We start from the raw sequence: 23868 nt of genomic DNA on the forward strand, positions 1-23868 counted from the left end.
AAAAATCTGAGTGTAAATAGCGAAATGTAAAAAAAACTGGTGAGTGGTAAAAAAATCTGGGCTTTAATCGCCCAAGTGAATTTTTTCTGTGGACGCTCGCCATGCCTGTTGTTGGATACGCCTACCTCCGTGATGCGCTGAGCCTTAAAGCTTTCGTACCCAAACGCGCAGCGATGATCAAGCCAGTCACTCGAATCACATTGATCGGTGATTGCTTGGCCGTTCCCCAGTCAGTCGCACCTGCTCAGGGCTCGATGCTTGAGCATATTCTCTTTGCCCTCAAGCACGAAGGCGTCAACCTCTGCATCCTTGCCCAGGCGCTTGAAGCTGTTTCTGCTGAGCAACTGCTGGAGGAGTTGGCCAAATCCCCGAATGGCGTGTTCATCCGCAAAGCCTGCTTCTTGTGGGAGAGCTTCACCGGGCAACAACTTGAGTATTCGATGCCGGTTCGGGGCAGTGTTGTTCCACTATTTGATCCCAAGCGCTATGTAACTGGGCCAGCCCTGCGCAATAGCCGTTGGCGCGTCGATTTTAACGGCTTGGGTTCTATGCGCTACTGCGCCACCGTAGAACGAACTCCTGAACTCGAAGCCTTGCTCAGTCTCGACATTCTCGGCCGAGCTAAAGCCTTTATGGCGACATTACCGCCTGAAATGATGGACCGCGCCATCAACTGGGCTTACCTGCACGAAACCCGAGATTCCTTCGCCATCGAGAAAGAAGAACCCAGCGAAGAAAAATCTCGCCGCTTTGTTCAACTGCTGCGCCAGGCCCATGAAGGGCGCGAGTTGAGTGAAGACTATCTGGTCGAATTGCAGAACAGCACGGTTTCCAATCCTTTCGACAAAGCTGTCCTGTTTCGCCACGAACAGAATCATCTGCATAACGGTCTGCGTGGCGCCGCTGGCGTCAGCTATGTCCCGCCTGCACCGGACTTGTGTCGTGAACTGATGGAAGAGTTGATGAACTTCGCCAATCAGTCTTCAAGGCAAGTCGACCCATTGGTGGCGGCTGCGGTGACCGCTTTCGGATTTGTCTTCCTTCACCCGTTCATGGATGGCAATGGCCGACTTTCACGTTTCTTGATTCACCAGACCCTTTGCCATTCCGGAGCCTTGGAGAATGGGTTGCTCCTGCCCGTCTCAGTGGCCATGAAACACGAAGAGGCGAACTACCTGGAAGCGCTGAAGGACTTCTCAAAACCTGCCCGGGATTTTTGGAATGTCACTTGGCTGGACGCTGATCAGATGGTTTTCGAGTTCATCGGCCACCCGTCCATTTATCGCTTCTGGGACGCCACCCGTTGCGTCGAATTCACATTGCAGATGGCGCGACGCGCGCTGGAAATCGAACTGCGTGAGGAAACTGAGTTTCTGGACCGTTACGACCGTGTAGTCAAAGCGGTGAATCAGCGTTTCGATGTTCGCGGCAGCGATTTGTCGAAGCTGGTGATGATGTGTCTGGACAACGACGGCAAGGTCTCGAAGCACCGACGTAAGCAGTTTCAGTACAGCGTGCCGGAGGAGGTTTTAGATTTTATTGAGGGAGAAGCGGGAAGATTGTTGAGTGATGTCTAAGGGGCAAGCATTCGTCTGACAATTGAATTGTTTCAAAACTTGACCAACTTTCCCCTCAAATGCCATATTGATAGTTAGCAAGCTAACAGTGTGTGTTTCCCCTCGTGCCGAAGAACCTCGACGCTCTCCAGATGAACATCAGCAGCTCCATGGTGGTGGCCGCCAGGCATTGGCGGAAGATCTGTCAGACCACGCTGGTCAACTATGGAATCTCCGAAGCCTGCGCCGTTCCGTTGTTGATGATCGGGCGTTTGGGCGAGGGTGTGCGGCAGGTGACGGTGGCGCAGGCGGCCGGGATGGAGAGCCCGTCCCTGGTGCGCCTGCTGGATCAGTTGTGTCATGCCGGTTACGTCTGCCGTACCGAAGACGCCCATGACCGGCGCGCCAAATGTCTGAGCCTGACCGAGACGGGTCGTGAGTTGGTGCAAGCCGTCGAGATCGAGCTGGTGCGCTTGCGCCATGAAGTGCTCGAAGGGATCGACCAGAGTGATCTGGAAGCGGCGTTGCGGGTGCTGAGGGCTTTTGAATCGGCCAATCATCTGCCGGTGATCAACCCTTGAGCGGATTTTTTACCGGCATGCCCCCGGCGCGGGACTGGTTCTACGGAGTGCGAACGTTCGCGGCGTCGATGATCGCGTTGTACATCGCCATGCTCATGCAAATGCCCCGGCCGTATTGGGCGATGGCCACGGTCTATATCGTTTCCAGTCCGTTTGTCGGCCCTACCAGTTCCAAGGCGTTGTACCGCGCAGTCGGCACCCTTCTTGGTGCCGCCGCTGCGGTTTTTTTTGTGCCGATGTTTGTCCAGAGCCCCTATGTGCTGGTGGTGGTCATCGCGCTGTGGACCGGGATTCTGTTGTTTCTGTCTCTGCACCTGCGTACGGCAAACAGTTACGCCCTGATGCTCGCCGGTTACACCTTGCCGCTGATTGCTCTGCCGGTGGTGGATAACCCGTTGGGGGTGTGGGACGTGGCCGAAGCGCGGACGGAAGAAATCTTCCTCGGCATCGCGGTGGCGGCAGTGGTTGGCGCCATGTTCTGGCCCCGGCGGTTGGCGCCGGTGTTCAACGATTCGGTGAACACATGGTTTGCCGATGCTTCGACTTACAGCCTGCGTTTCCTCAGCCGCAACGTGCAACCGGACGAAGTCAGCGCGCTGCGCTCCTCGATGGTCGCGACCTTCAACACATTGGAGTTGATGATCGGACAGCTCCCTCACGAAGGCGCGCGGCCGCAAACGGTGCGAAACACCAAGGAACTGCGCGGTCGCATGATTCACCTGCTACCAGTGATCGACGCCCTCGACGACGCGCTCTATGCCCTTGAGCGGCGCACGCCCGAGCTTGTGGATAAGTTCGCGCCGCTGCTGGCCGCGACCACCGAATGGCTCGGCCACAAAGATGCCGACCTCGCCCGCTGGCAGACGCTGAAAGACCAACTCGAAGCCCTGCAACCGTCCGCCGAAGCGTTGGATGATCGCAAGCAGCTGCTGTTTTCCAACGCCTTATACCGCCTCGGCGAGTGGATCGATGTGTGGCAAGACTGCCGCAGCCTGCAGTACGCCATCCAGTGCGAAAGCCAGGACAGTTGGCGCGCGGTGTATCGGCACTGGCGGCTCGGTCGGCTGTCGCCGTTTCTCGACCGCGGGCTGATGCTCTATTCGGCGGCGTCCACGGTCACCGCCATCATCGTCGCTTCGGTGCTGTGGATTCTGCTCGGCTGGACCGACGGCGGCGCCGCGGTGATTCTGGCGGCGGTGGCGTGCAGCTTTTTCGCCTCGATGGACGACCCGGCGCCGCAGATCTACCGATTCTTTTTCTGGACGGCGATGTCGGTGTTGTTCGCCAGTCTTTATCTGTTTCTGGTCCTGCCCAACCTGCATGACTTCCCGATGCTGGTGCTGGCGTTTGCCGTGCCGTTCATTTGCATCGGCACCCTGACGGTCAAGCCGCAGTTCTATCTGGGCATGCTGCTGACCCTCGTCAACACCTCGTCCTTCATCAGCATTCAGGGCGCCTACGACGCGGACTTCCTCAGCTTCGCCAACTCCAACCTGGCCGGTCCCGTGGGCTTGTTGTTCGCCTTCGTCTGGACCCTGATCGCCCGGCCGTTCGGCTCCGAACTGGCGGCGAAGCGCCTGACCCGTTTCAGCTGGCGCGACATTGTCAGCCTCACCGAACCGGCGACGTTGTCTGAGCACCGGCACTTGGGTGTGCAGATGCTCGATCGCCTGATGCAGCATTTGCCGCGCCTGGCCATGACCGGCCAGGACACGGGCATCGCCTTGCGGGAAGTGCGCGTGGCGCTGAACCTGCTGGATTTGCTCGCCTATACACCGCGAGTACTCGGCGCACCGCAAGTGCTGCTGCACCAGGTGGTGGCCGAGGTCGGTGAGTATTTCAAGGCCTGCCTCAAGGCTGGCGAACGTTTGCCGGCGCCGAGTCCGTTGCTGATGACCCTGGATCGCACCCGCCGTGCCCTCAACACGGAGTGCGATGAAGGTGCGCGTCTGCATCTGCTGCATGCCTTGAGCGGCCTGCGTCTGTCGCTGCTGCCAGGGGTGGAATTCGTCGGCGCCGGCGAGCTCGAAGAACCGCTTCCCCATGGCATCGATGGAGCGCCTTTATGATCGGTGATCTGGATATCAGCGGGGTGTTTCTGCCCACGCTACTGGTGCTGATGGGCATTACGTACGTGTTTTTCCTGCTGGTGCACGGGTTGCTGACGCGTCTGCACTTTTACCGTCTGGTCTGGCACCGGGCATTGTTTAACGTGGCTCTCTACGCTGTGCTGCTCGGCGCCGTGGACTCACTCAGTCGATACCTGATGACATGAAAAAACCTTTTTTGACCATCGGTCGCGTGGTGCTGACCCTGCTGATCGTGACCTTCGCCGTTGTCGTGGTCTGGCGCATGGTGATGTATTACATGTTTGCGCCCTGGACCCGGGACGGCCACATTCGTGCCGATATCGTGCAGATCGCGCCGGACGTGTCCGGGCTGATCCAGCGAGTCGATGTGCGTGACAACCAATTAGTGAAGCGCGGCCAGGTGTTGTTCAGCATTGATCAGGACCGTTTCAAACTGGCCCTGCGTCAGGCCAAGGCGGCGGTCGCCGACCGTCAGGAAACCCTGGCTCAGGCGCAACGCGAAGCCAAGCGTAACCGTGGCCTCGGCAATCTGGTGCCGGGTGAGCAGCTGGAAGAGAGCCAGTCCCGGGTGGCCCGCGCCGAGGTGGCGTTGATGGAAACTCAGGTGGCGGTGGACAGCGCTCAGCTCAACCTTGACCGCTCGACCATCCGCAGCCCGGTGGATGGCTACGTCAACGACCGTGCGCCGCGTAACCAGGAATTCGTCACTGCCGGGCGTCCGGTGTTGTCGGTGGTGGACAGCAATTCGTTTCACATCGACGGTTATTTTGAAGAAACCAAACTGGACGGCATTCATGTCGGTCAGAGCGTCGATATTCGCGTTGTCGGCGACCGGGCTCGCCTGCGTGGGCACGTGGAAAGCATCGTCGCCGGCATCGAAGACCGCGACCGCAGCAGCGGCAGCAACTTGCTGCCCAACGTCAACCCGGCGTTCAGTTGGGTGCGGCTGGCCCAGCGGATTCCGGTGCGGATCGCCTTCGACGACGTGCCGGCGGATTTCCGCATGATTGCCGGGCGTACCGCCACGGTGTCGATCATTGACGATCAAACCCAGGAGCCCGCGAAATGAGCAGGGCCTCGGGTTTGGCTATCGCCGGGTTAGGCCTGTTGCTATCGGCCTGTCAGGTGGTCGGGCCGGATTATCACTTGCCGGACGAGGCCGCCGCACACCGTGAAGACTTGCAGGGCGACTTGGCGGTGAACGGCAAAAATGTCATCTCGGCGCCGGTGCCCAGCGATTGGTGGCGCTTGTATCAGGATCCGCGCCTCGATCAATTGGTCCAGCAGGCCATGGCCTCCAACACTGATTTACGCGTGGCGGCGGCGAACCTTTCCCGAGCGCGCGCGCAGGTCGATGAAGCTCAAGCGGCCGGTGGCTGGAGCGGCGGGGTGAAGATGGGAGCCCAGCGTTTGCAGGAGTCCGGCGAAGCATTCCTGCTGCCGGAGAAAGTGCCGGTGGCCAACGTCGGCGACATTGGCATTACCACCTCGTATCAGTTCGACCTGTTCGGCACGTTGCAGCGCGGTATCGAAGCGGCCAAAGCCAATGCCGATGCGACTCAAGCCGCAGCCGATACCGCGCGGATTACCTTGGTGGCCGATGTCGTTCGGGCTTACACCCAAATCTGCGCGGCCAATGAAGAGTATGAAATCGCCCAGCATTCCCTCGACCTGCAAGCCCAGAGCACTACGCTGATCCAGCGCTTGCGCGACGCCGGGCGTGGCGATGAAACCCAGGTCACCCGCTCGCAAACCCAATTCAAATCCTTGCGCGCCGACATGCCGCGTTATGAGGCGGCGCGTCAGGCCGGGTTGTTCCGGTTGTCGATGCTCTTGGCCAAACCGCTGGATCAACTGCCGGCCGGCACCGACCGCTGCGCCGAACTGCCGAAAATTGCGCAATTGTTGCCGGTCGGTGACGGCGCGACGTTGCTCAAGCGCCGTCCCGATGTGCGGCAGGCTGAGCGACGATTGGCTGCCGCGACCGCCGGCATCGGCATCGCCACGGGCGAGTTGTACCCGGACATCAGCATCGGCGCGACCGTGGGTACCGTCGGTATCCTGGAAAACCTCGGCAAACCGGCAACCAATCGCTGGGGTTTCGGGCCGTTGCTGACCTGGACCGTGCCGTCCAACGGCTCCCGGGCGCGAATCCGCGCGGCCGAAGCCGCCACCCAAGGCGCACTGGCGCATTTCGATGGCGTGGTGCTCAACGCCATTCGCGAAACTCAGACCGGCCTGGCCCAGTACTCCGCGTTGCTGCAACGTCGCGACGCACTGGCCGACGCCGAGCAATCGGCGCAACTGGCGGCAGACCAGACTCACCGCTTCTTTCAGGCCGGCCGCGCATCGTTCCTGGCGGACCTGCAAGCGACCCGCACCTACACCGACGTGCGGGCGCAACTGGCTTCCGCCAGCACGCAGGTTGCCATGAGCCAGATCGATTTGTTCCTGGCCTTGGGTGGCGGCTGGGAAAGCGGACGAACGCAAGGCACGAACTCCGGCAAACCCTGAGGCCGTTGCTATGCTTTGAGTTGATGAGGTCGCGCGTCGAACTCATCAATCAAGGCTCGCGTTGGTCATGGGGATTCCAATAATGAAAAACCCTTATGCTCCCGGCTTCTGGTGCGCTATAGCGGCATTGGTGTTGCTATCGGCCACTTATTTCTACGGCATCATGCTGGCCCACCAGATCGACAAGGCGCTGGTGTTTCTCGACAGCGCCGTGGCACTGATTGCCGTGATGGCAATCGTGGTGGTGGCCTGGGCTTCGGTTCAGGGTCAGCGCATCAAAAAAAGACAGCTCGAACAAGGCAAGACCCTGGTGCTGATCTGGGACACCAAGGTCGCGCTGCGCCGTGTCGAAACGGTGTTCGATCGGTATTTCTGGGGCAGTTACTGGCAGCCGGGGCGTACGTTCCAGGAAGTCATGGGCGAACTTACCGGCACACCGCTGGAAAAAAGCCTCGAAACCCTGAAAAAACAATGCCAGGCGCTGGACAAGCAAGTGTCCGAGGAGGGCTTGCACTGGCTCAATAACGCCAGGGAACTCTCCGATGTCGCCACCGCCATGGCCCGCGAACGTTATCAACTGGACTTCTGCGACCCGCGCTCGGAATCCCCAAGCGGCACGGCGGTGATCAATCGCGACTTCGAAGTGCTGGTCTATACATGGACCGCACGGCTCAAGAGCTTTGATCATCAGCTGGATGAAATTGAAGTGCAGTATTCATAAGATGGATGGTGTATCGCTATAAAACTTCGGGTTTTAATTCAAAAAAACTATTAATAACTGTCATTTATGACAGTGGTGTGCATCTTTCAAAGGGTCAATGATTAAAGCTCCTAACATCACAATGGAGCAAAAGAATATGGCCTTCACGGACGACTCATTCAAAAATGTTTCACCGGGCGACAGTATCTATTTTCACGACACCGATGGAGCGCGAAGAGGAACCTTCCAGTCAGCAAGTAATGGGAAGTTGAGTATTTATTGGGCGGCCTACTCAAGAGACGCATCGTTCGAGTACTGGACGATTAAGGACATTGAAGTGAACGGCAAAAAACTTGGGGTTGATGGCAGCCTTACTGAAAAACCACAACCTTGGCAACCTTGGCAACCTTCGCAGTATCAATAGCTTTACCCATCAGCTTGATGAAAGTGAAGTGCAGTATTCCTGAACCTGTATTGGCAGGACTGATGCCTTCGCGAGCAGGCTCACTCCCACAATTGACCGCGTGTCCCTGTGGGAGCGAGCCTGCTCGCGATGGCGATTTCATACCCGCCGAAACTCTCAACCCCCGCGCACGGTCCATAGACACTCTTTACCTTTAATCATTGGGTCGCCCCGTGCGCCTGATGCTAATCTCCATCGCACTTTTAACGCAGTCGTGACCGTAACCCGTCATGGGTTCAGGGAAGACGACCACACCTTCAACAACGGACATTGATCGGGTCATTCATGAATAAATCTGCAGGCGTGCTTCTTGGAATCGTCGTTGCCATCGGTGCAATCAGCGCCGGCGGTGCCTGGTACACCGGCACCAAACTCGAAGGTGTGCTGAACACCTCGATCGCCGACGCCAACAAAGAGCTGCAAACCGCGCTGGTCGGTTCCAACGGCACGGCGTCGCTGGAGCTGGTGTCGCTGGAACGCCATGTGTTCAGCAGCACCGCGCACTACCGCCTCAAGGGCGAAGGCGAGATGTTCGGTGAAGCACCGGTGGAGTTGCTGTTCGTCGATCGCATCGAGCACGGCCCGCTGCCGTTTTCACGCCTGGTGTCGCTGAAGTGGCTGCCGGTTCTGGCCACCAGTCACTACGAACTTGAAAGAACGCCGACCACCGAGAAATGGTTCGCCGCTGCCAAGGACAAATCGCCACTCACGGGCGTGGTCAACATCGGTTACGACAATGCCACCAACGGCACCCTGAAATTGCTGCCGCTGGACGTGGCGCTTGACGACAAGTCCAGCCTGAAGTTTTCCGGGCTGAACCTCGATGTCGCCGCCAGCGCTCAAGCGCAGAAGGTCAAGGCCGACGGTTACATGGACAGCCTGACACTGAGCACGGTGGCTGAAGATCAGACGCCGGTGAAGGTCGAACTGAACGGTCTGACCCTGGCCAGCAACCTGACAAAAAGTACCTACGGCTACTACACCGGCGAGAACACCGTCGAGCTGACCGACAGCAAGACCACCTTCGGCGCCAAGCAGTCAGTCTTGGGTTTCAAGAAGTTTGAAATGAAGAACCAGACCGAGGAATCCGGCACCAGCGCTTCGGGGCGTGCCGATTACAAGGTGGGGGAGGTGACCCTGAACGGCAAGGCTGTCGGGTCTGCGCAGATGGCCATGAGCCTGAAGAACCTCGACATCCCGGCAACAATGTCGCTGATGCAGATTTACCAGACCAAACTGCAACCGTACGAGAGGGCCGCCGCTGAGGCCGTGGCTGCGGGTGAACCGGCGCCAGAGCTGGTCCTGACCCCGGCCGAAGAGGCGCAGGTCAAAACCGGCCTGGAGAAACTGCTGGCCGCCGGCCCGCAGGTCGCCTTGGAGAATCTGTCGTTCAACACCCCCAATGGCGAAAGCCGCGCCAACCTGGTGCTCGACCTGACCAAACCACAATCCATGGACCTGCCGCCGGACCAGCTGACCCAACAACTGATCGCGCTGCTTGACGTCAACGTGAAAGTGTCCAAGCCAATGCTCGTTGACCTGCTGAGCGTGCAGTCGCAAATCGACGGTCAGACCGACGCCAAGCTCATCGCCGATCAGGCCACCGCCACCGCCGACATGTTTGGCAGCATGGCAGTCGGCACGCAGTTGGCAAAACTGGAGGGCAACGACATCGTCGCCAAACTGCACTACGCCAGTAATCAGGTGGAATTCAACGGCCAGAAGATGACCGTCGAAGAGTTTGTCGGGTTTGTCATGAGCAAATTCGGCGGTAATGTCACCGTCCAGTAAAACCAGGGCTTACAGACCAACGCCCGGCCTCTGCGCAACGCAGACGCCGGGCGTTTTGCTGTCTGGCGTTTGAAACGGGGGGAACAGCCGCTAATTCAAGTCCCGAATCAGCCGCCACGCCTCATCCACCGGCAGCGGCTGTTTCATCCGTTCGGCGAGCAGCGCGATTGCACGTTCTTCATCGCATGCCACCGCGGCGACCACCAACCCGTCCTTGCCGAACAGGCCGATAAAGGGTGGATGGTCAGGATCGCCTTTGAACTCGACCTCATCCCAGGTCGCGGCGTGGCCGAGGTAGTCGTAGTTTTTACCGAAGTGCCAGGTCCAGAAATAGGGCACGTCGAGGTAATGCTCGTCGCCGCCGAGCATGTTCATCGCAGCGATCCGTGCCTGTTGTTGTGCCAGGCGCCAGTGTTCGATCCGTTGGGACTGGCCGTTGAGCGGGAAGGTCGCGATATCGCCGGCGGCCCAAAGCCCATCGGTCACGCGCATTCCGCCGTCGACCTTCAGCGACTGGTCTTTTTCCAGGGGAAGGCCGGTAAATGCGCCGGTTGCCGGGCTGACGCCAATGCCGACCAACACCAGATCCGCCGGTAAACGTTGACCGTTGTCCAGGCGCACCGCTTCGACGCTGGCGGTTCCTTCGATGTGCGTTGCGTTGCCATCCGTATGAAACACCACGCCGTTGGCCTCGTGCAGGGCACGAATCGATTTGCCGACGGCATCGCCAAACTGTTTGGCAAAAGGCACTGCGTGGCGGGCCAGAACGGTGACTTCCAGACCGTATTGACGCAGGGAAGAAGCGGACTCCATGGCAATAAAACTGTCGCCGATGATCACCGCTCGTTGGCCTGGTTTTGCCGAGCCCAGAATCCGCTGCGCCTGATCCTTCGAACGCAGCACGAACACCTGCGGCAGATCGGCGCCAGGCAGCGTAAGCGGATTGGGTGTGCCACCGGTGGAGAGCAGGGCAGCGTCGTAACTCAGCGATTGACCATCAGCCAGGCGCAACGTTTTGTTCGCGGCGTCCAGGCTCGTCACTTCAGCGTTTATTCGCTCAATGCGCTGTTCGCGGTAAAAGTTTTCATCACGCAGCGGCGGGACTTCTTCCAGCGGCATCTCCCCGGCAATCACGAATTTACTCAAGACCGTGCGGTCGTAACCGGCGTCGGTTTCACGGTCGATCAACAGCACCCGGCCACCGAAGCCCTTTTCGCGCAACGCCGCCGCGCACGCCGTGCCTGCCGCACCGGCACCGATGATCACAAACGTTCGCTCGTCGTCCGCCGGTGGGGTGTGAGCGTCCGACATCGGCTGATCGTCGACCCAGACCTCGTCATCGCGTACTTCCAGCGGATAGCGCTTGAGGCTGTCCAGGGCCGGCGGTTCGCACAGCGCACCGTCCTCGATCCGATACGCAGCCTTGTGCCACGGGCAGATCAAACGTCCGTGGCACAGAGCACCGTCGGCCAGCGGCGCCCCGGCATGGGGGCATTCGCCCTGAAAGGCGCGCAGATGATCGCCCACCCGCAGCAGGACAATTTTCGTGTCTGCGATCTGGACCTCAAGGCCCCGGTTTTCGGACACATCGGCGAAACGGGCGACGCGGTGCAGTGCCATGATCACTCTCCAGGCAAGCGTTTCACTTAAGAGTTTGGCGCTTATCTGGAGGTTCAGCCAATTCCCGCTGCCACCGAATGAACGGTCCGGCTATAGTTTGCACGCCGACGACGGCCCCACCCGCACAAGGTGCTCCGGTATGACCCGATTGACCTCTCTGAACCCTTGGCTGGCGGCCGTTGCAGTCGCCTTTTGCGTGCAGTTTCCGGCGCAGGCACAGGAGCGTTTCACCTTGAACATCCCGGGTGTCACCGACGATCGACTGTTCACCTCGGCTGCCGCCAGCGATGCGCCCAATTGTGGTGGGCACAACCAGTCACCCGCCTTGAATTGGAACGCCGGCCCGGCGGGCACCCTCAGTTACGCCATTGTCATGCACGATCCTGACGGCCAAAAAGGCCAAGGCGTTGATCACTGGGTGCATTACGGCATCAAAGCCACGACTCATCAGATTGCCGCCGGTGTCGGCGCAAAATCCGCCCTGGAAGGCGTCGGTGGCACCAACAGCAAAGGCACCACCGGTTATGTCGGTCCTTGCCCGCCGGTCGGCGACAGCGCGCACCACTACATCATCCAGCTCTACGCCCTGGACCTGGCGCCGGAAGCTTTGCCCGCCGGCCTGACACGCGCGCAGCTACTGGAAAAAATCAAAGGCCATGTGCTGAAAAACAGCAGTGTGGTACGGCGTTATCACCGCTGAAGTTTTTTTCAGCGGCCTTAACCCGAATCTACCGGGCTGTCCGTCTCAGAGGATGAATGGATCAATTTCCTCCTGAGGTCAGCCCCCATGTCCCTCCCTCTGCATTTCCTCCGCCCGGCCGCCCAGGGTTTCGCCGCCGGGTTGCTGCTGGCCATTGCCGGTTGCGGCGTTTCGTCCAAGCCTGATTCCGCTTCGGTTCCGCCACCGGCTCAAGCTGCGCTGCCGGCTGAAGCATTGGTGCGCAACGAGGCTGTCATGGCGGACTCCACGATGGCCAAGCGCAGCGTGCGTCCGGCGCCGATGGCGAGCTATGCACTGATGTCCGCGGGCGAGGCATCTCCGAATGGATATCGGGATGAGCAGCGGGAGCAGTATCAAGCGTTGGCGGATAACCCGATTCACAGCGTGGCCGAAGCGCCTGTCTCGACCTTCAGCGCCGACGTCGACACCGGTGCTTATGCCAACGTCCGCCGCTTGCTCAATCAGGGGCGCCTGCCACCGGAAGGTGCGGTGCGACTGGAGGAAATGGTCAATTACTTTCCCTACGATTACGCATTGCCCACCGATGGCTCGCCTTTCGGCGTGACCACAGAGCTGGCGCCGTCGCCGTGGAGCCCGCATACCCGATTGCTTCGCATCGGCATCAAGGCCTCGGACCGCGCGGTGGCGGAACTGGCCCCGGCGAACCTGGTGTTTCTGGTGGACGTATCCGGCTCGATGGACCGACGCGAAGGTTTGCCGCTGGTCAAAAGCACCCTGAAGTTGCTGGTCGATCAATTGCGCGAGCAGGACCGGGTTTCATTAGTCGTCTATGCCGGTGATTCGCGTGTGGTGCTGGAGCCGACCTCCGGACGTGACAAAGCGAAGATTCGTACCGCCATTGATCAACTGACCGCAGGCGGCTCCACCGCCGGAGCGTCAGGCATCGAACTGGCTTATCAGATGGCGCAGCAGGCGTTTATTCCCAAGGGCATCAACCGCATCCTGCTGGCCACCGACGGTGACTTCAACGTCGGTATCAGCGACTTCGACAGCCTCAAGCAAATGGCTGTGGATAAACGCAAGACCGGCGTTTCCCTGACCACGTTGGGGTTTGGTGTGGATAACTACAATGAACACCTGATGGAGCAATTGGCCGATGCCGGCGATGGCAACTATGCCTATATCGATAACCTGCGCGAGGCGCGCAAGGTGCTGGTGGATCAACTCGGTTCGACCCTGGCGGTCGTGGCGAAGAACGTGAAGTTGCAAGTGGAGTTCAATCCGGCACAGGTCAGTGAATATCGGCTGTTGGGGTATGAGAATCGTGCGTTGAAGCGTGAGGATTTCGCTAACGACAAGGTTGATGCCGGTGAAGTGGGTGCAGGGCATACGGTGACTGCGTTGTACGAAATTGTACCCAAGGGTGAAAAGGGTTGGCTGGAGCCGCTGCGGTACGGCAATCCTGGGGCCGTTGTTTCCGAAAAGACCGGGGAACTGGCGATGTTGCGAGTGCGGTATCAGCTACCTGAGGGTGGGAGTAGTCGCTTGATCGAGCGGCCGATTGCGGGTGGTTTTGAAGGCAAAGCCAGTGACGACCTAAGATTTGCGGCGGCCGTGGCGGCGTTTTCCCAGCAGCTCAAGGACGGGCGTTATACCGGCGATTTCAGCCTGAAGGACACCGAGGCTTTGGCGCGCGGTGCGCGGGGCGAAGATCGATTTGGTCTGCGTGCAGAGTTCGTGCAGTTGGTGGAGTTGGCGCAAAGTCTGCGAACCACGACTGCATCCAATAGTGAGCCGCTTAAAGGAGGCTACAACTGAAATGTCAGCGCCTGAATCGAGCGACGAATCGCTACTGGCCCGTTATCGCGCAGGCGACGGGCCGGCGTTCGAGATTCTGTACGCCCGTCACCGCCAAGGGCTCTACCGATTCCTGCTTGGCCTGAGTGGCAAGTCCGAGCTGGCGGAAGAGGTTTACCAGGACACCTGGCTGAGCCTGATCCGCAGCACCAGTCAGCCACAAGGCAGGGCGAATTTTCGTACCTGGCTTTACCAGATTGCCCGCAACCGCCTGATCGATCACTGGCGCAAACACGGAATCCACTACCCCTTGCACGACAGCTATGACGAACAGATCCACGCGCTGAGCGATGACGCTACTGATCCCGAACAACTGCTGAGCCTGAGCCGAGACAACCAGCGCCTCGAAGCGGCCCTGCAAAACCTGCCCGCTGACCAGCGCGAAGTGTTCCTGCTGCGCGCTCACGGCGATCTCGACCTGCCGCAGATCGCCACCCTCACCGAAACACCGCTGGAAACCGTCAAAAGCCGCTTGCGCTACGCCCAGCAAAAACTGCGTCGGCTGCTGGCCGAGGAGGTATTGACATGACTGACGCCCGACCTACACCAGAAGACCAAGTGCTACAGCATTTTCGCGAGCATGCGAGCGGCGAACCACCGTCCCATCTCGACGCTTTCATCCTGGCCACAGCGCAACGCGAAGCCCCTGCACAGAAACCAGGTCTGTGGAAACGCTGGGTCCAGGCCTGCCAGAAACCCCGCTGGCAGGTCGCATTTGCCAGCCTCGTCGGTGTGGCCCTGATGCTTGCACTGGTGCAACGTACGGAGGAGCAACTGCCGAGCTACGACTTCGCCCCGGCCCCCAAAGCGTCTGCACCGGCCGCCAAAAAAGAAGCACCGTCATCGGCTGCGCGTTCTCTGGCTGCCCCGGCCGGCGCCATGTCCGCGCCAGAGCTTGCGGCCCCAATGGCCGATCTTGCTGCCCCAGCGCAGAGCGAATCGATCAGCGCTGAAATGGCTGACGAAGCGAAGGTCAGCAAACGCCCGGCGATAGCTCCGGCAAAGTTTATCGACGATCAATTAAGGGAAGTGATCCGCCTGCAAAAGGCTGGTCAGGCTCAAGCGGCCGCTGACCTGATGGCGACATTGCACAAACGCTTTCCCAAGGAAAATCTCACGGCCAGACTCAAGGATTTGCAGAAAAACTGAGAGGCAGAGCGGTCAGTCATTTGGCATCGACACCCGAAAGCGCGCACTATCGGCCTATAGCCGATGCGTTGGAGGTAGCCATGGCGAAAAAAATCGACCGCATCGCCCAAATGCTCAACTGCCCGGTGAAGGGGCAGGAATTACGGCGAGCGGTGACTGAGAGTCGTAAGGAGTTTCTGCTGGCGAAGCTGGCAGAAGAAGCGGTAGAGGAAGACGTTCTTGATGATGAAGTGATCGAGGATGAAGAGGATGATGAATACGACGAGTTTGATTGGACGACAGAATGAAAAAACCGCTTCGGCGGTTTTGTGTGCGCTCAGGCGGCCCGGTCTGAAAGTTACCGGGTTTCCTGTTGTGACTGTCAGATCAAGTCGAGTTTTCCACATCTTAGTGGCGATTTGTTTGTGAAATGCTGCGTAGTGCCTCAATACCCAAACCTTCACCCTCCGTTTCTTTCAGACTCCGGCGCTGCTCGGCATAGCGTTCATATTCCGCCCGCGCTTTTTCTTCAGCTTCCTGTTTACTGATCTTTCCCGCACCTTGCAGAACTTCACGACTGTTGAATTCCAGAAATTGGTCCAGCTTTTCCTGCCAGTCCCGTAGGAAAACCTGCTTGCGCATCAATGCCTGATCTTCTGCGAAATCCAGCCACATGGTGACGATGCGATTTAGCGCACTGATTTCTTCTTGATTAAGGTAATTCTTGGCGATTGTGACATCGCTTTTGCGCACCTCATCCCCTTTGAACCCCGTCAAACCCAAATTCAGCTTGGTAGCGTCAACGCGATGAGCAATCAACTCGGCTGCCGTCAGTCCGGTGCTGGCGAAATGCAGCTTATTTTGAATGATCTGGAAGAACGCGGTGGTCTCTTTGTTTGATGGCGCATAGTCCGCAGCCATCGCGAAGATATCCCTTACCCTTAAATACACCCGCCGCTCGCTGGCCCGAATATCGCGAATGCGTTCCAACATTTCGTCGAAATAATCGGGTACCAGTGAATGTCCTACAGGAGGATTTCTCAACCTTTCGTCATCCATCACGAAACCCTTGATCAGGTACTCCTGCAGAGTCTGCGTAGCCCACTGACGGAACTGGGTACCGCGTTTAGAGCGGACTCGGTAACCCACTGCGAGAATCAGCGGAAGGCTGAAGTATTTGACGTTGTAAGGTTTGTTGTCAGCGGCAGTTGTTCGGTAATACCGAACAACTGAATCTTCCACTAACTCGCCCTCCGCGAGGATGTGGCTGATGTGCTCGCTGATGGTGGCTTTGGCCTTACCATACAACTCGCAGATCATCGCTTGGGAAAGCCAAAGCGTATCGGCTCCGAAGCGACATTCAAGGCGGACCTGACCATCAGCGCTTTGAAACAGCAGCAGTTCGCCTTGGGGTGCAGAAGGAAGGTCGTTGTCTTTTTGATCAATCATCTGGGTGCTCCACAATCAGCCCCGGTTTGTCATTGAGATGGTTGGAACAGGGTCCACGCCGTTGACACAGTTGAACACTCGAGCCACAAATCCACCACCATCGGTAACTTGGGTGTCGTCAGTTTTTGTTTCAGACAAAACTGCTCTATTCATTTCATGACGCCCACAAAAAAGCCCCAGACCCTAAGATCTGAGGCTTTTTCGTTTCTACGTATGGTGCACCAGGCGGGATTCGAACCCACGACCACTGCCTTCGGAGGGCAGTACTCTATCCAGCTGAGCTACTGGTGCAATGCGGGCGCCATGATACTCATATGCGCTGCGGGCGTCCATGCTGCTGAATCGCCTGCGGTTTTCCAAAGCGTAACCTGTGATTGCTACGTTGATCAGAAAAATTAGGCAAATGCGGCGTTTTCGTTCTTTTTTTCGAACAGGCTATTGTCCTTTACCCCCTTTGATCCTAGGATTCGTTTGAGATTTCAAACGCTCTTGTCTGGGTGCTGAACCGCACGAGTTTCAATCAGTGCGCTATTTATGTGCTTCAGCCCGGTGAATGATTTCCCTGACGGCAGCCTATAAGGCGCCTTTCTACAATCATAATTCGCTCCGCGCTTGCCGCGGTGCTGTTAAGGAAAGCCGACATGCAGCTTAAAGACACCCAGTTGTTCCGCCAGCAAGCCTTTATCGATGGCGCTTGGGTTGATGCGGACAATGGTCAGACGATCAAGGTCAACAACCCGGCAACGGGCGAAATTCTGGGCACCGTGCCGAAAATGGGCGCTGCCGAAACCCGCCGTGCAATCGAAGCCGCTGACAAAGCGCTGCCGGCTTGGCGTGCACTGACCGCCAAGGACCGTGCGAACAAGCTGCGTCGCTGGTTCGAACTGATCATCGAGAACCAGGACGACCTGGCTCGCCTGATGACCCTCGAACAAGGCAAGCCATTGGCCGAAGCCAAGGGCGAAATCGTTTACGCCGCTTCCTTTATCGAGTGGTTCGCCGAAGAAGCCAAGCGCGTCTACGGTGATGTGATTCCGGGCCATCAGCCAGACAAGCGCCTGATCGTGATCAAGCAGCCAATCGGCGTGACCGCTGCAATCACCCCGTGGAACTTCCCGGCCGCGATGATCACCCGTAAAGCCGGCCCGGCCCTGGCCGCCGGTTGCACCATGGTGCTCAAGCCTGCTTCGCAAACTCCGTTTTCCGCATTCGCTTTGGCTGAACTGGCTCAGCGTGCCGGCATTCCAGCCGGTGTGTTCAGCGTGGTGTCCGGCAGTGCCGGCGACATCGGCAGCGAGCTGACCAGCAACCCGATCGTGCGCAAACTGTCCTTCACCGGCTCGACCGAAATCGGTCGTCAGCTGATGGCTGAATGCGCCAAGGACATCAAGAAAGTGTCCCTGGAATTGGGCGGCAACGCGCCGTTCATCGTGTTCGACGACGCGGACCTGGATAAGGCCGTCGAAGGCGCGATCATTTCCAAATACCGCAACAACGGCCAGACCTGCGTCTGCGCCAACCGTCTGTACATTCAGGATTCGGTCTACGACGCGTTCGCCGAGAAGCTGAAAGTGGCAGTCGCCAAACTCAAGATCGGTAACGGTCTGGAAGAAGGCACCACCACTGGCCCGCTGATCGACGAAAAAGCCGTGGCCAAGGTTCAAGAGCACATTGCTGACGCGATCAGCAAAGGCGCAACCGTTCTGGCGGGTGGCAAGGTCATGGAAGGCAACTTCTTCGAGCCGACCATCCTGACCAACGTGCCGAAGAACGCTGCCGTGGCCAAGGAAGAAACCTTCGGTCCATTGGCTCCACTGTTCCGCTTCAAAGATGAAGCCGAAGTGATCGCGATGTCCAACGACACCGAGTTCGGTTTGGCTTCGTACTTCTATGCTCGCGACCTGGGTCGTGTGTTCCGTGTGGCTGAAGCCCTGGAATACGGCATGGTCGGCGTCAACACCGGGTTGATCTCCAACGAAGTCGCGCCGTTCGGCGGCATCAAGGCGTCGGGCCTGGGCCGTGAAGGCTCCAAGTACGGCATCGAAGATTACCTGGAAATCAAATACCTCTGCCTGGGCATCTAAGCTCGAAGGGATAAGCCCGGCAAGGCATTGCTTCAAACGCAAAGGGCACGAGAGCGCTGTCCCTTTGCGTGCAACAAACGGAATTTTCTCTGTGGCCGGGAACGCTGTGGCAGTCGATCATCGCATGCTGCCGTAGTTGCCTCCCCGCCGCATTTTCCTTGAACCACGCCGCCCGATGAGCGGTGAATGAGGACTTTATGAGCAAGACTAACGCATCCCTGATGAAACGCCGCGAAGCCGCTGTACCACGCGGTGTTGGCCAGATTCACCCGATCTTCGCCGAGTCCGCGAAGAACGCCACCGTGACTGACGTTGAAGGTCGCGAGTTCATCGACTTCGCCGGCGGTATCGCCGTGCTGAACACCGGGCACGTGCACCCGAAAATCATCGCCGCCGTGACCGAGCAGCTGAACAAGCTGACCCACACGTGCTTCCAGGTGCTGGCTTACGAACCGTACGTAGAAGTGTGCGAAAAAATCAACGCCAAGGTGCCGGGTGATTTCGCCAAGAAAACCCTGCTGGTGACCACCGGCTCCGAAGCCGTAGAAAACTCCATCAAGATCGCACGTGCCGCCACTGGCCGTGCCGGCGTGATCGCGTTCACCGGCGCTTACCACGGCCGCACCATGATGACCCTGGGCCTGACCGGTAAAGTCGTGCCTTACTCGGCCGGCATGGGCCTGATGCCAGGCGGCATCTTCCGCGCGCTGTACCCGAACGAACTGCACGGTGTGAGCATCGACGATTCGATCGCCAGCATCGAGCGCATCTTCAAGAACGACGCCGAGCCGCGTGACATCGCTGCAATCATCATCGAGCCGGTTCAGGGCGAAGGCGGTTTCTACGTCGCGCCTAAAGAGTTCATGAAGCGTCTGCGCGCGTTGTGCGACCAGCACGGCATCCTGCTGATCGCTGACGAAGTACAAACCGGCGCTGGTCGTACCGGCACTTTCTTCGCCATGGAACAGATGGGCGTTGCTGCCGACCTGACCACCTTCGCCAAATCCATCGCTGGCGGCTTCCCGTTGGCGGGTGTTTGCGGAAAGGCCGAATACATGGACGCCATTGCTCCAGGCGGCCTGGGCGGCACTTACGCTGGTAGCCCAATCGCTTGCGCCGCGGCTCTGGCCGTGATGGAAGTGTTCGAAGAAGAGCACCTGCTGGACCGCTGCAAAGCTGTCGGCGAGCGTCTGGTCACTGGCTTGAAAGCCATTCAGGCCAAGTACCCGGTGATCGGCGAAGTCCGTGCCCTGGGTGCGATGATCGCGGTTGAGCTGTTCGTCGACGGCGACAGCCACAAGCCGAACGCTCCAGCGGTAGCCGCCGTTGTGGCCAAGGCTCGCGACAAGGGGCTGATCCTGCTGTCCTGTGGCACTTACGGCAACGTTCTGCGCGTTCTGGTACCGCTGACTTCGCCGGACGAGCAACTGGACAAAGGTCTGGCGATCATCGAAGAGTGCTTCTCCGAGCTGTGATCTCCAAGCTCTGACCGATTTGTGAACTGATCGACAAAAAACCCGCTTCGGCGGGTTTTTTTGTGTCCCTGGAACCCATCGATGGCAAATGCGCTGTATCGAATGGCCAGCATTGACTAAGGTGCAAGCACTACTTTGGAGTGTGTAAATGACTGCTGTGGTGTTACCCGCTGCTCCGCGTGTGCTGATTGCCGAGGCCGACCCCTGGTCCCGCGACCTGCTCAAGCAGGTGTTGTTGAATGTGCGCTGCGACGCACGGCTGGATCTGTGTGCCGATGGTCAGGAAGCGCTGCACCTCTTGGCGGAAAATCCTTACGACCTGGTGATCGTCGACTGGGAGTTGCCCGGCGTCGATGGTTTGAATGTCTTGCGCAATGTCCGTCAACGCAAACGTAATCCACCACTGCCGTTCATTCTGATGAGCAGCCGCAACGACAGCGCCAGTGTGCGCGAAGTCTTGCCCCTGGCGCCTGCGGCGTACCTGACCAAACCCCTGAACATGGAAAGCCTGACCCACCGCCTGCAGGACTTGCTGCTGAACGCCGGTGAAGAGCTGTCTTGCGAAACGCCTTCGCTGTCGCCAGGCACGACGTTGGCGGTTTACCTGGAGCGTCGACGTGAGCTGGCCGACGGTGCACCACTGATGACCGACGTACAGTTGGCGGTCAAACGCAGCCTCAATCCCAATGGCCTCGACCTGAAACTGCTGCATGACGAGATCCGTACCGATCCGCAAGTCACCGCTGTGCTGATTTCTGCCGCCAACAGCGCGGCCCAGCACCATGGCGCCGCCGTACAAACCCTGTCCCAGGCGCTGCATCGCCTCGGCACCGGGCAAAGCATGAACCTGATTCTGGGGCTGGCCCTCAAGCGCAGTGCCCGCCTCAGCGATCCGCTTCTGGCCGACTATGCCGAGCGCTATTGGGAGTTGTCGCTGCGCACCGCCGAGTATGGCCGGACCCTGGCGCGCTTGCTGGATCTGGATCAAGAGCGCTGTTATTGCGCCGGTATGCTGCATCGCCTCGGTGACCTGGCGCTGTTGCGGTGTTTGCAGGAATGGAAGCAGGCCGGTGGTGAGCTGGATGAATGGGAGGAGGTTGGCGAGGCGCTGGCCGAATTCGGCGCGGCTTATGGTTCAGCGCTTCGCACTCGCTGGCGCCTGCCGCTGGAGCTGCGAGAGCTGATTGCGGCGGTCTACCAGCTCGGTGGCGGGGTTTACTCCCGCGAAGCGCTGGTGATGAACATGGCTGCGCAACTGGCGCGGCTGACCGAGCATGAGGGCATTGAGGACCTGGCGAAGAGCCGGACGGCGCGGTTGCTCAAGATCGGGTTGCCGGAATTGATGCGTTTGCGCAAGAAATAGATCCAAAAACCTAGCCGGAGATGATGCGGTTCTTGCCCTGGCGTTTGGCTTTGTACATTGCCGCATCCGCGCGGGCAAACAGGCTGTCGACGCTTTCGTCCTCGGCGGTGAGGCTGGTCAGGCCCTGGCTGACGGTGATGCCGAAGGTCTGGTCGCCATGGCTGAAACTCAATCGCTGAATCTCCCGTTGCAGGCGCTCAGCCACTTGCATGGCCATGTCTGGCGCACAGCCGGGAAACACTGCTGCGAATTCCTCACCGCCAACTCGCCCGAACACATCACCTCGACGCAACGTCGCGCGACCGCTCTCGGCGATTCGTTGCAGCACGTTGTCGCCTTCCTGGTGGCCGTAGGAATCGTTGATCACTTTGAAGTCATCGATGTCCAGCAGCAGGAATGCCAGTGGTGTGCCTTGGTGCCGTGCCTGTTCGAATTCACGGTGGGCGCAGTCGAAGAAGTGTCGGCGGTTGCTGCTCTGGGTCAGCACGTCGGTGGTGGCCAAGCGTTGCAGCTCGGTTTCCATCTGCTTCTTGTCAGTAATGTCTTCGGCAATGCCGACGATGATCACCGGTTGCCCCGGTTCGGCTTGACGGTTGATGAAGCACTTGTCACTGAGCCAGCGGATCTGGCCGTCGGCGGCAATGATTCGGTATTCGCGGTCTTCATCGGCGCCTTTGACCAGTACTTCGGCCAGGCTGCGTTCGGCATAGTCCAGATCGTCGGGGTAAATGCTGTCGCGCCATTGGTTGTAGTCGGACAGCAACAAGCCTGCGGAGCGGCCGAAAATCCGTTCATACGCGGGGCTGACATACAGCACCCGACGGGATTCCCAGTCGAAGGCCCAAAGCACCGCGTTGACGCTCACCAGCAGAGCGCTGAACAGCTGCTCGCGTTCGCTCAGGCGCGCCACTTCGCCTTGTGCATGCATCAGCGCCAGCAAGGTTTGCGCGGCCTCGGGCCACTGCGGGAGGGATGAGTCTTGTAGGCTTTTATTGACCATCGACACAAAATCTCAAAGGGCGTGTGCCGCTCGAGGTTCGAAAGCGGCCAATACGCGGGCCTTTTATCAATTTTTTCCGGTGCCACAAGCAGGCACGTCACGCTGTGGTTGGAGGAAATAATTGATAACAGGTCCCTGCCCGCCTGGATGGCGAAGTGTCTTTGAGATAGGGGATTTGGAGCTAAGTTCCGAAGGGTGCGCCCACGAACGGGGCGCACCGATCAACGGCGTCAGACAGCGGCGGGGCGCAGGGAGTAGGTTTTCAACTGATCGGCAAAGTCGCGCAGGGATTGAATCCCGCTGGCTTCGGCTTCGTGTATCCAATCCTTGATGGCGGCCAGCATGTCGTGACCATTTGAGCTGGTCTTGACCCAGATCTGCTGCAAGGCCAGGCGTTTCTCGTAAATTACCTTCAGCGCCTGACTGTGCTCGAGCATGGTCTGGATGCGAATGTGGTGTTTGTCATCCAGTAGGCTGGTTTCCCGCGAGAGCAGGCGCTTGGCACGGTGGAACTGGTGACGGACCGAGTGATCGACCTTTTCCAGCTCTTGTTTGACCAGCGGTGCGATCACCAATTTGCGGTACTGGGCCATGATCTGGAAGCGGTTGTTGAGGATCGCCATGGCGGTGTCCATGTCCAGGTTGCCTTTGCCTTCGACCCGGTGAGCGATTGGCGCAACCCGCTGAACCTTGGCCAGACGCAGGAAGCTGAAGACCTGGATCCAGGCCCAGCCGAGATCGAATTCCCACTTCTTCACCGACAGTTTTGCCGAATTAGGGTAGGTGTGATGGTTGTTATGCAGTTCTTCGCCGCCGATCAGGATGCCCCAGGGCACCAGATTGGTCGCCGCATCGCGGCATTCGAAGTTGCGGTAGCCGATAGCATGGCCAAGCCCATTGACCACGCCGGCAGCCCACACCGGGATCCACATCATCTGGATCGCCCAGATGGTGATGCCGATGGTGCCGAACAGCAGCAGGTCGATGATGCCCATGATCGCCACGCCCAGCAGCGGAAAACGGCTGTACAGGTTGCGTTCGATCCAGTCTTCGGGGCAGTTCTTGCCGTAGATGCGCAGGGTCTCGGGGTTTTCCGCCTCGGCACGGTACAGCTCGGCGCCTTTGCGCAGAACCGTGGACAGGCCTTTTATGACCGGGCTGTGCGGGTCATCGACGGTTTCGCATTTGGCGTGGTGCTTGCGGTGGATAGCGGTCCACTCACGAGTGTTCTGTGCTGTGGTCAGCCACAGCCAGAAGCGGAAGAAATGTTTCAGGCCGGCATTGAGCTCAAGCGAGCGATGGGCTGAATAACGATGCAGATAGACCGTGACGCCAATAATCGTCACGTGGGTCATCAGCAGGGTGACTGCCACCAGTGACCAGGGCGACAAGCCGAGAAAACCTTCGTACCACATAGGCTATTGGGCCCTCGATAAAGAAAAAAACAGCCGTTGCATTATCACTAAGCTCACAGATAAAACCAGTCGCCCTTTCAGATAAGAGTGGCTGGATGTT

The 23868-nt window shown here is 58.8% G+C and carries 21 protein-coding genes and 1 tRNA gene; 17 read left to right on the plus strand and 5 right to left on the minus strand.

Annotated elements, in window-relative coordinates; translation table 11 throughout:
- Positions 1-101 precede the first annotated feature (101 nt).
- The 9 genes from QFX16_RS00800 to QFX16_RS00840 all read left to right on the plus strand — a co-directional run bounded on the left by QFX16_RS00800 (position 102) and on the right by QFX16_RS00840 (position 9695).
- Complete coding sequence (locus QFX16_RS00800; RefSeq protein ID WP_283182449.1) at positions 102-1577, plus strand: Fic family protein; 1476 nt, start codon at positions 102-104, stop codon at positions 1575-1577.
- 131 nt (positions 1578-1708) lie between these two features.
- Entirely contained in the window at positions 1709-2137 is a 429-nt protein-coding gene (locus QFX16_RS00805) for a MarR family winged helix-turn-helix transcriptional regulator (protein ID WP_033052997.1), read from the plus strand.
- A complete protein-coding gene (locus QFX16_RS00810; protein ID WP_283182450.1) occupies positions 2134-4206 on the plus strand; it encodes an FUSC family protein in 2073 nt (690 codons plus the stop codon). Before QFX16_RS00805 ends, QFX16_RS00810 begins: the two co-directional genes overlap by 4 nt.
- A complete protein-coding gene (locus QFX16_RS00815) occupies positions 4203-4412 on the plus strand; it encodes a DUF1656 domain-containing protein (protein WP_283182451.1) in 210 nt (69 codons plus the stop codon). The genes QFX16_RS00810 and QFX16_RS00815 overlap by 4 nt, the downstream gene beginning before the upstream one ends.
- Entirely contained in the window at positions 4409-5296 is an 888-nt protein-coding gene (locus QFX16_RS00820) for an efflux RND transporter periplasmic adaptor subunit (RefSeq protein ID WP_283182452.1), read from the plus strand. Before QFX16_RS00815 ends, QFX16_RS00820 begins: the two co-directional genes overlap by 4 nt.
- Complete coding sequence (locus QFX16_RS00825; RefSeq protein WP_283182453.1) at positions 5293-6741, plus strand: efflux transporter outer membrane subunit; 1449 nt, start codon at positions 5293-5295, stop codon at positions 6739-6741. The genes QFX16_RS00820 and QFX16_RS00825 overlap by 4 nt, the downstream gene beginning before the upstream one ends.
- Before the next feature lie 82 nt (positions 6742-6823).
- Positions 6824-7462: an NADH:ubiquinone oxidoreductase subunit N gene (locus QFX16_RS00830; protein ID WP_283182454.1), complete on the plus strand. Its 639-nt coding sequence runs from the start codon at positions 6824-6826 to the stop codon at positions 7460-7462.
- 136 nt (positions 7463-7598) lie between these two features.
- Positions 7599-7865 (plus strand): hypothetical protein, encoded by a 267-nt coding sequence (locus QFX16_RS00835; RefSeq protein WP_283182455.1) that lies wholly within the window; start codon positions 7599-7601, stop codon positions 7863-7865.
- 324 nt (positions 7866-8189) lie between these two features.
- A complete protein-coding gene (locus tag QFX16_RS00840) occupies positions 8190-9695 on the plus strand; it encodes a YdgA family protein (protein ID WP_283182456.1) in 1506 nt (501 codons plus the stop codon).
- Between the two features lie 90 nt (positions 9696-9785).
- Here the strand turns inward: QFX16_RS00840 and QFX16_RS00845 are convergent, their stop codons facing one another.
- Complete coding sequence (locus QFX16_RS00845; protein ID WP_283182457.1) at positions 9786-11315, minus strand: FAD-dependent oxidoreductase; 1530 nt, start codon at positions 11313-11315, stop codon at positions 9786-9788.
- Positions 11316-11454: 139 nt separating this feature from the next.
- On the opposite strand from QFX16_RS00845, the gene QFX16_RS00850 reads away from it, so the two are divergent.
- The 5 genes from QFX16_RS00850 to QFX16_RS00870 all read left to right on the plus strand — a co-directional run bounded on the left by QFX16_RS00850 (position 11455) and on the right by QFX16_RS00870 (position 15290).
- On the plus strand, positions 11455-12015 hold the full coding sequence (locus QFX16_RS00850; RefSeq protein ID WP_283182458.1) for a YbhB/YbcL family Raf kinase inhibitor-like protein: 561 nt from the start codon (positions 11455-11457) through the stop codon (positions 12013-12015).
- 87 nt (positions 12016-12102) lie between these two features.
- Positions 12103-13815, plus strand: coding sequence for a vWA domain-containing protein (locus QFX16_RS00855; protein WP_283182459.1), 1713 nt, complete (start codon positions 12103-12105; stop codon positions 13813-13815).
- A 1-nt stretch (position 13816) separates the two neighbouring features.
- Entirely contained in the window at positions 13817-14383 is a 567-nt protein-coding gene (locus tag QFX16_RS00860) for an RNA polymerase sigma factor (protein ID WP_283182460.1), read from the plus strand.
- Positions 14380-15003: a hypothetical protein gene (locus QFX16_RS00865; RefSeq protein WP_283182461.1), complete on the plus strand. Its 624-nt coding sequence runs from the start codon at positions 14380-14382 to the stop codon at positions 15001-15003. Before QFX16_RS00860 ends, QFX16_RS00865 begins: the two co-directional genes overlap by 4 nt.
- A 20-nt stretch (positions 15004-15023) precedes the next feature.
- Entirely contained in the window at positions 15024-15290 is a 267-nt protein-coding gene (locus QFX16_RS00870; protein WP_283182462.1) for a hypothetical protein, read from the plus strand.
- Positions 15291-15390: 100 nt separating this feature from the next.
- On the opposite strand, the gene QFX16_RS00875 is transcribed toward QFX16_RS00870, so the two are convergent.
- Entirely contained in the window at positions 15391-16431 is a 1041-nt protein-coding gene (locus tag QFX16_RS00875) for a virulence RhuM family protein (RefSeq protein WP_283182463.1), read from the minus strand.
- Between the two features lie 214 nt (positions 16432-16645).
- Positions 16646-16722, minus strand: a tRNA-Arg gene (locus tag QFX16_RS00880).
- A 350-nt stretch (positions 16723-17072) separates the two neighbouring features.
- Between QFX16_RS00880 and gabD the strand changes: the two genes are divergently transcribed.
- The 3 genes from gabD to QFX16_RS00895 all read left to right on the plus strand — a co-directional run bounded on the left by gabD (position 17073) and on the right by QFX16_RS00895 (position 21353).
- Complete coding sequence (gene gabD / locus QFX16_RS00885) at positions 17073-18515, plus strand: NADP-dependent succinate-semialdehyde dehydrogenase (RefSeq protein ID WP_008148203.1); 1443 nt, start codon at positions 17073-17075, stop codon at positions 18513-18515.
- A gap of 197 nt (positions 18516-18712) precedes the next feature.
- Entirely contained in the window at positions 18713-19990 is a 1278-nt protein-coding gene (gene gabT, locus QFX16_RS00890; protein ID WP_033058568.1) for a 4-aminobutyrate--2-oxoglutarate transaminase, read from the plus strand.
- Positions 19991-20138: 148 nt separating this feature from the next.
- Positions 20139-21353: a response regulator gene (locus QFX16_RS00895; protein WP_283182464.1), complete on the plus strand. Its 1215-nt coding sequence runs from the start codon at positions 20139-20141 to the stop codon at positions 21351-21353.
- A gap of 10 nt (positions 21354-21363) precedes the next feature.
- On the opposite strand, the gene QFX16_RS00900 is transcribed toward QFX16_RS00895, so the two are convergent.
- Together QFX16_RS00900 and desA are read right to left on the minus strand one after the other, a co-directional pair.
- On the minus strand, positions 21364-22353 hold the full coding sequence (locus QFX16_RS00900) for a GGDEF domain-containing protein (RefSeq protein ID WP_283184498.1): 990 nt from the start codon (positions 22351-22353) through the stop codon (positions 21364-21366).
- 230 nt (positions 22354-22583) lie between these two features.
- The gene (gene desA / locus QFX16_RS00905) at positions 22584-23768 is read right to left on the minus strand and encodes a delta-9 fatty acid desaturase DesA (protein ID WP_283182465.1); all 1185 of its coding nucleotides are present in this window, start codon (positions 23766-23768) and stop codon (positions 22584-22586) included.
- Positions 23769-23868: the final 100 nt, after the last annotated feature.

It is taken from the genome of Pseudomonas svalbardensis, assembly GCF_030053115.1.
GTDB lineage: Bacteria > Pseudomonadota > Gammaproteobacteria > Pseudomonadales > Pseudomonadaceae > Aquipseudomonas > Aquipseudomonas svalbardensis.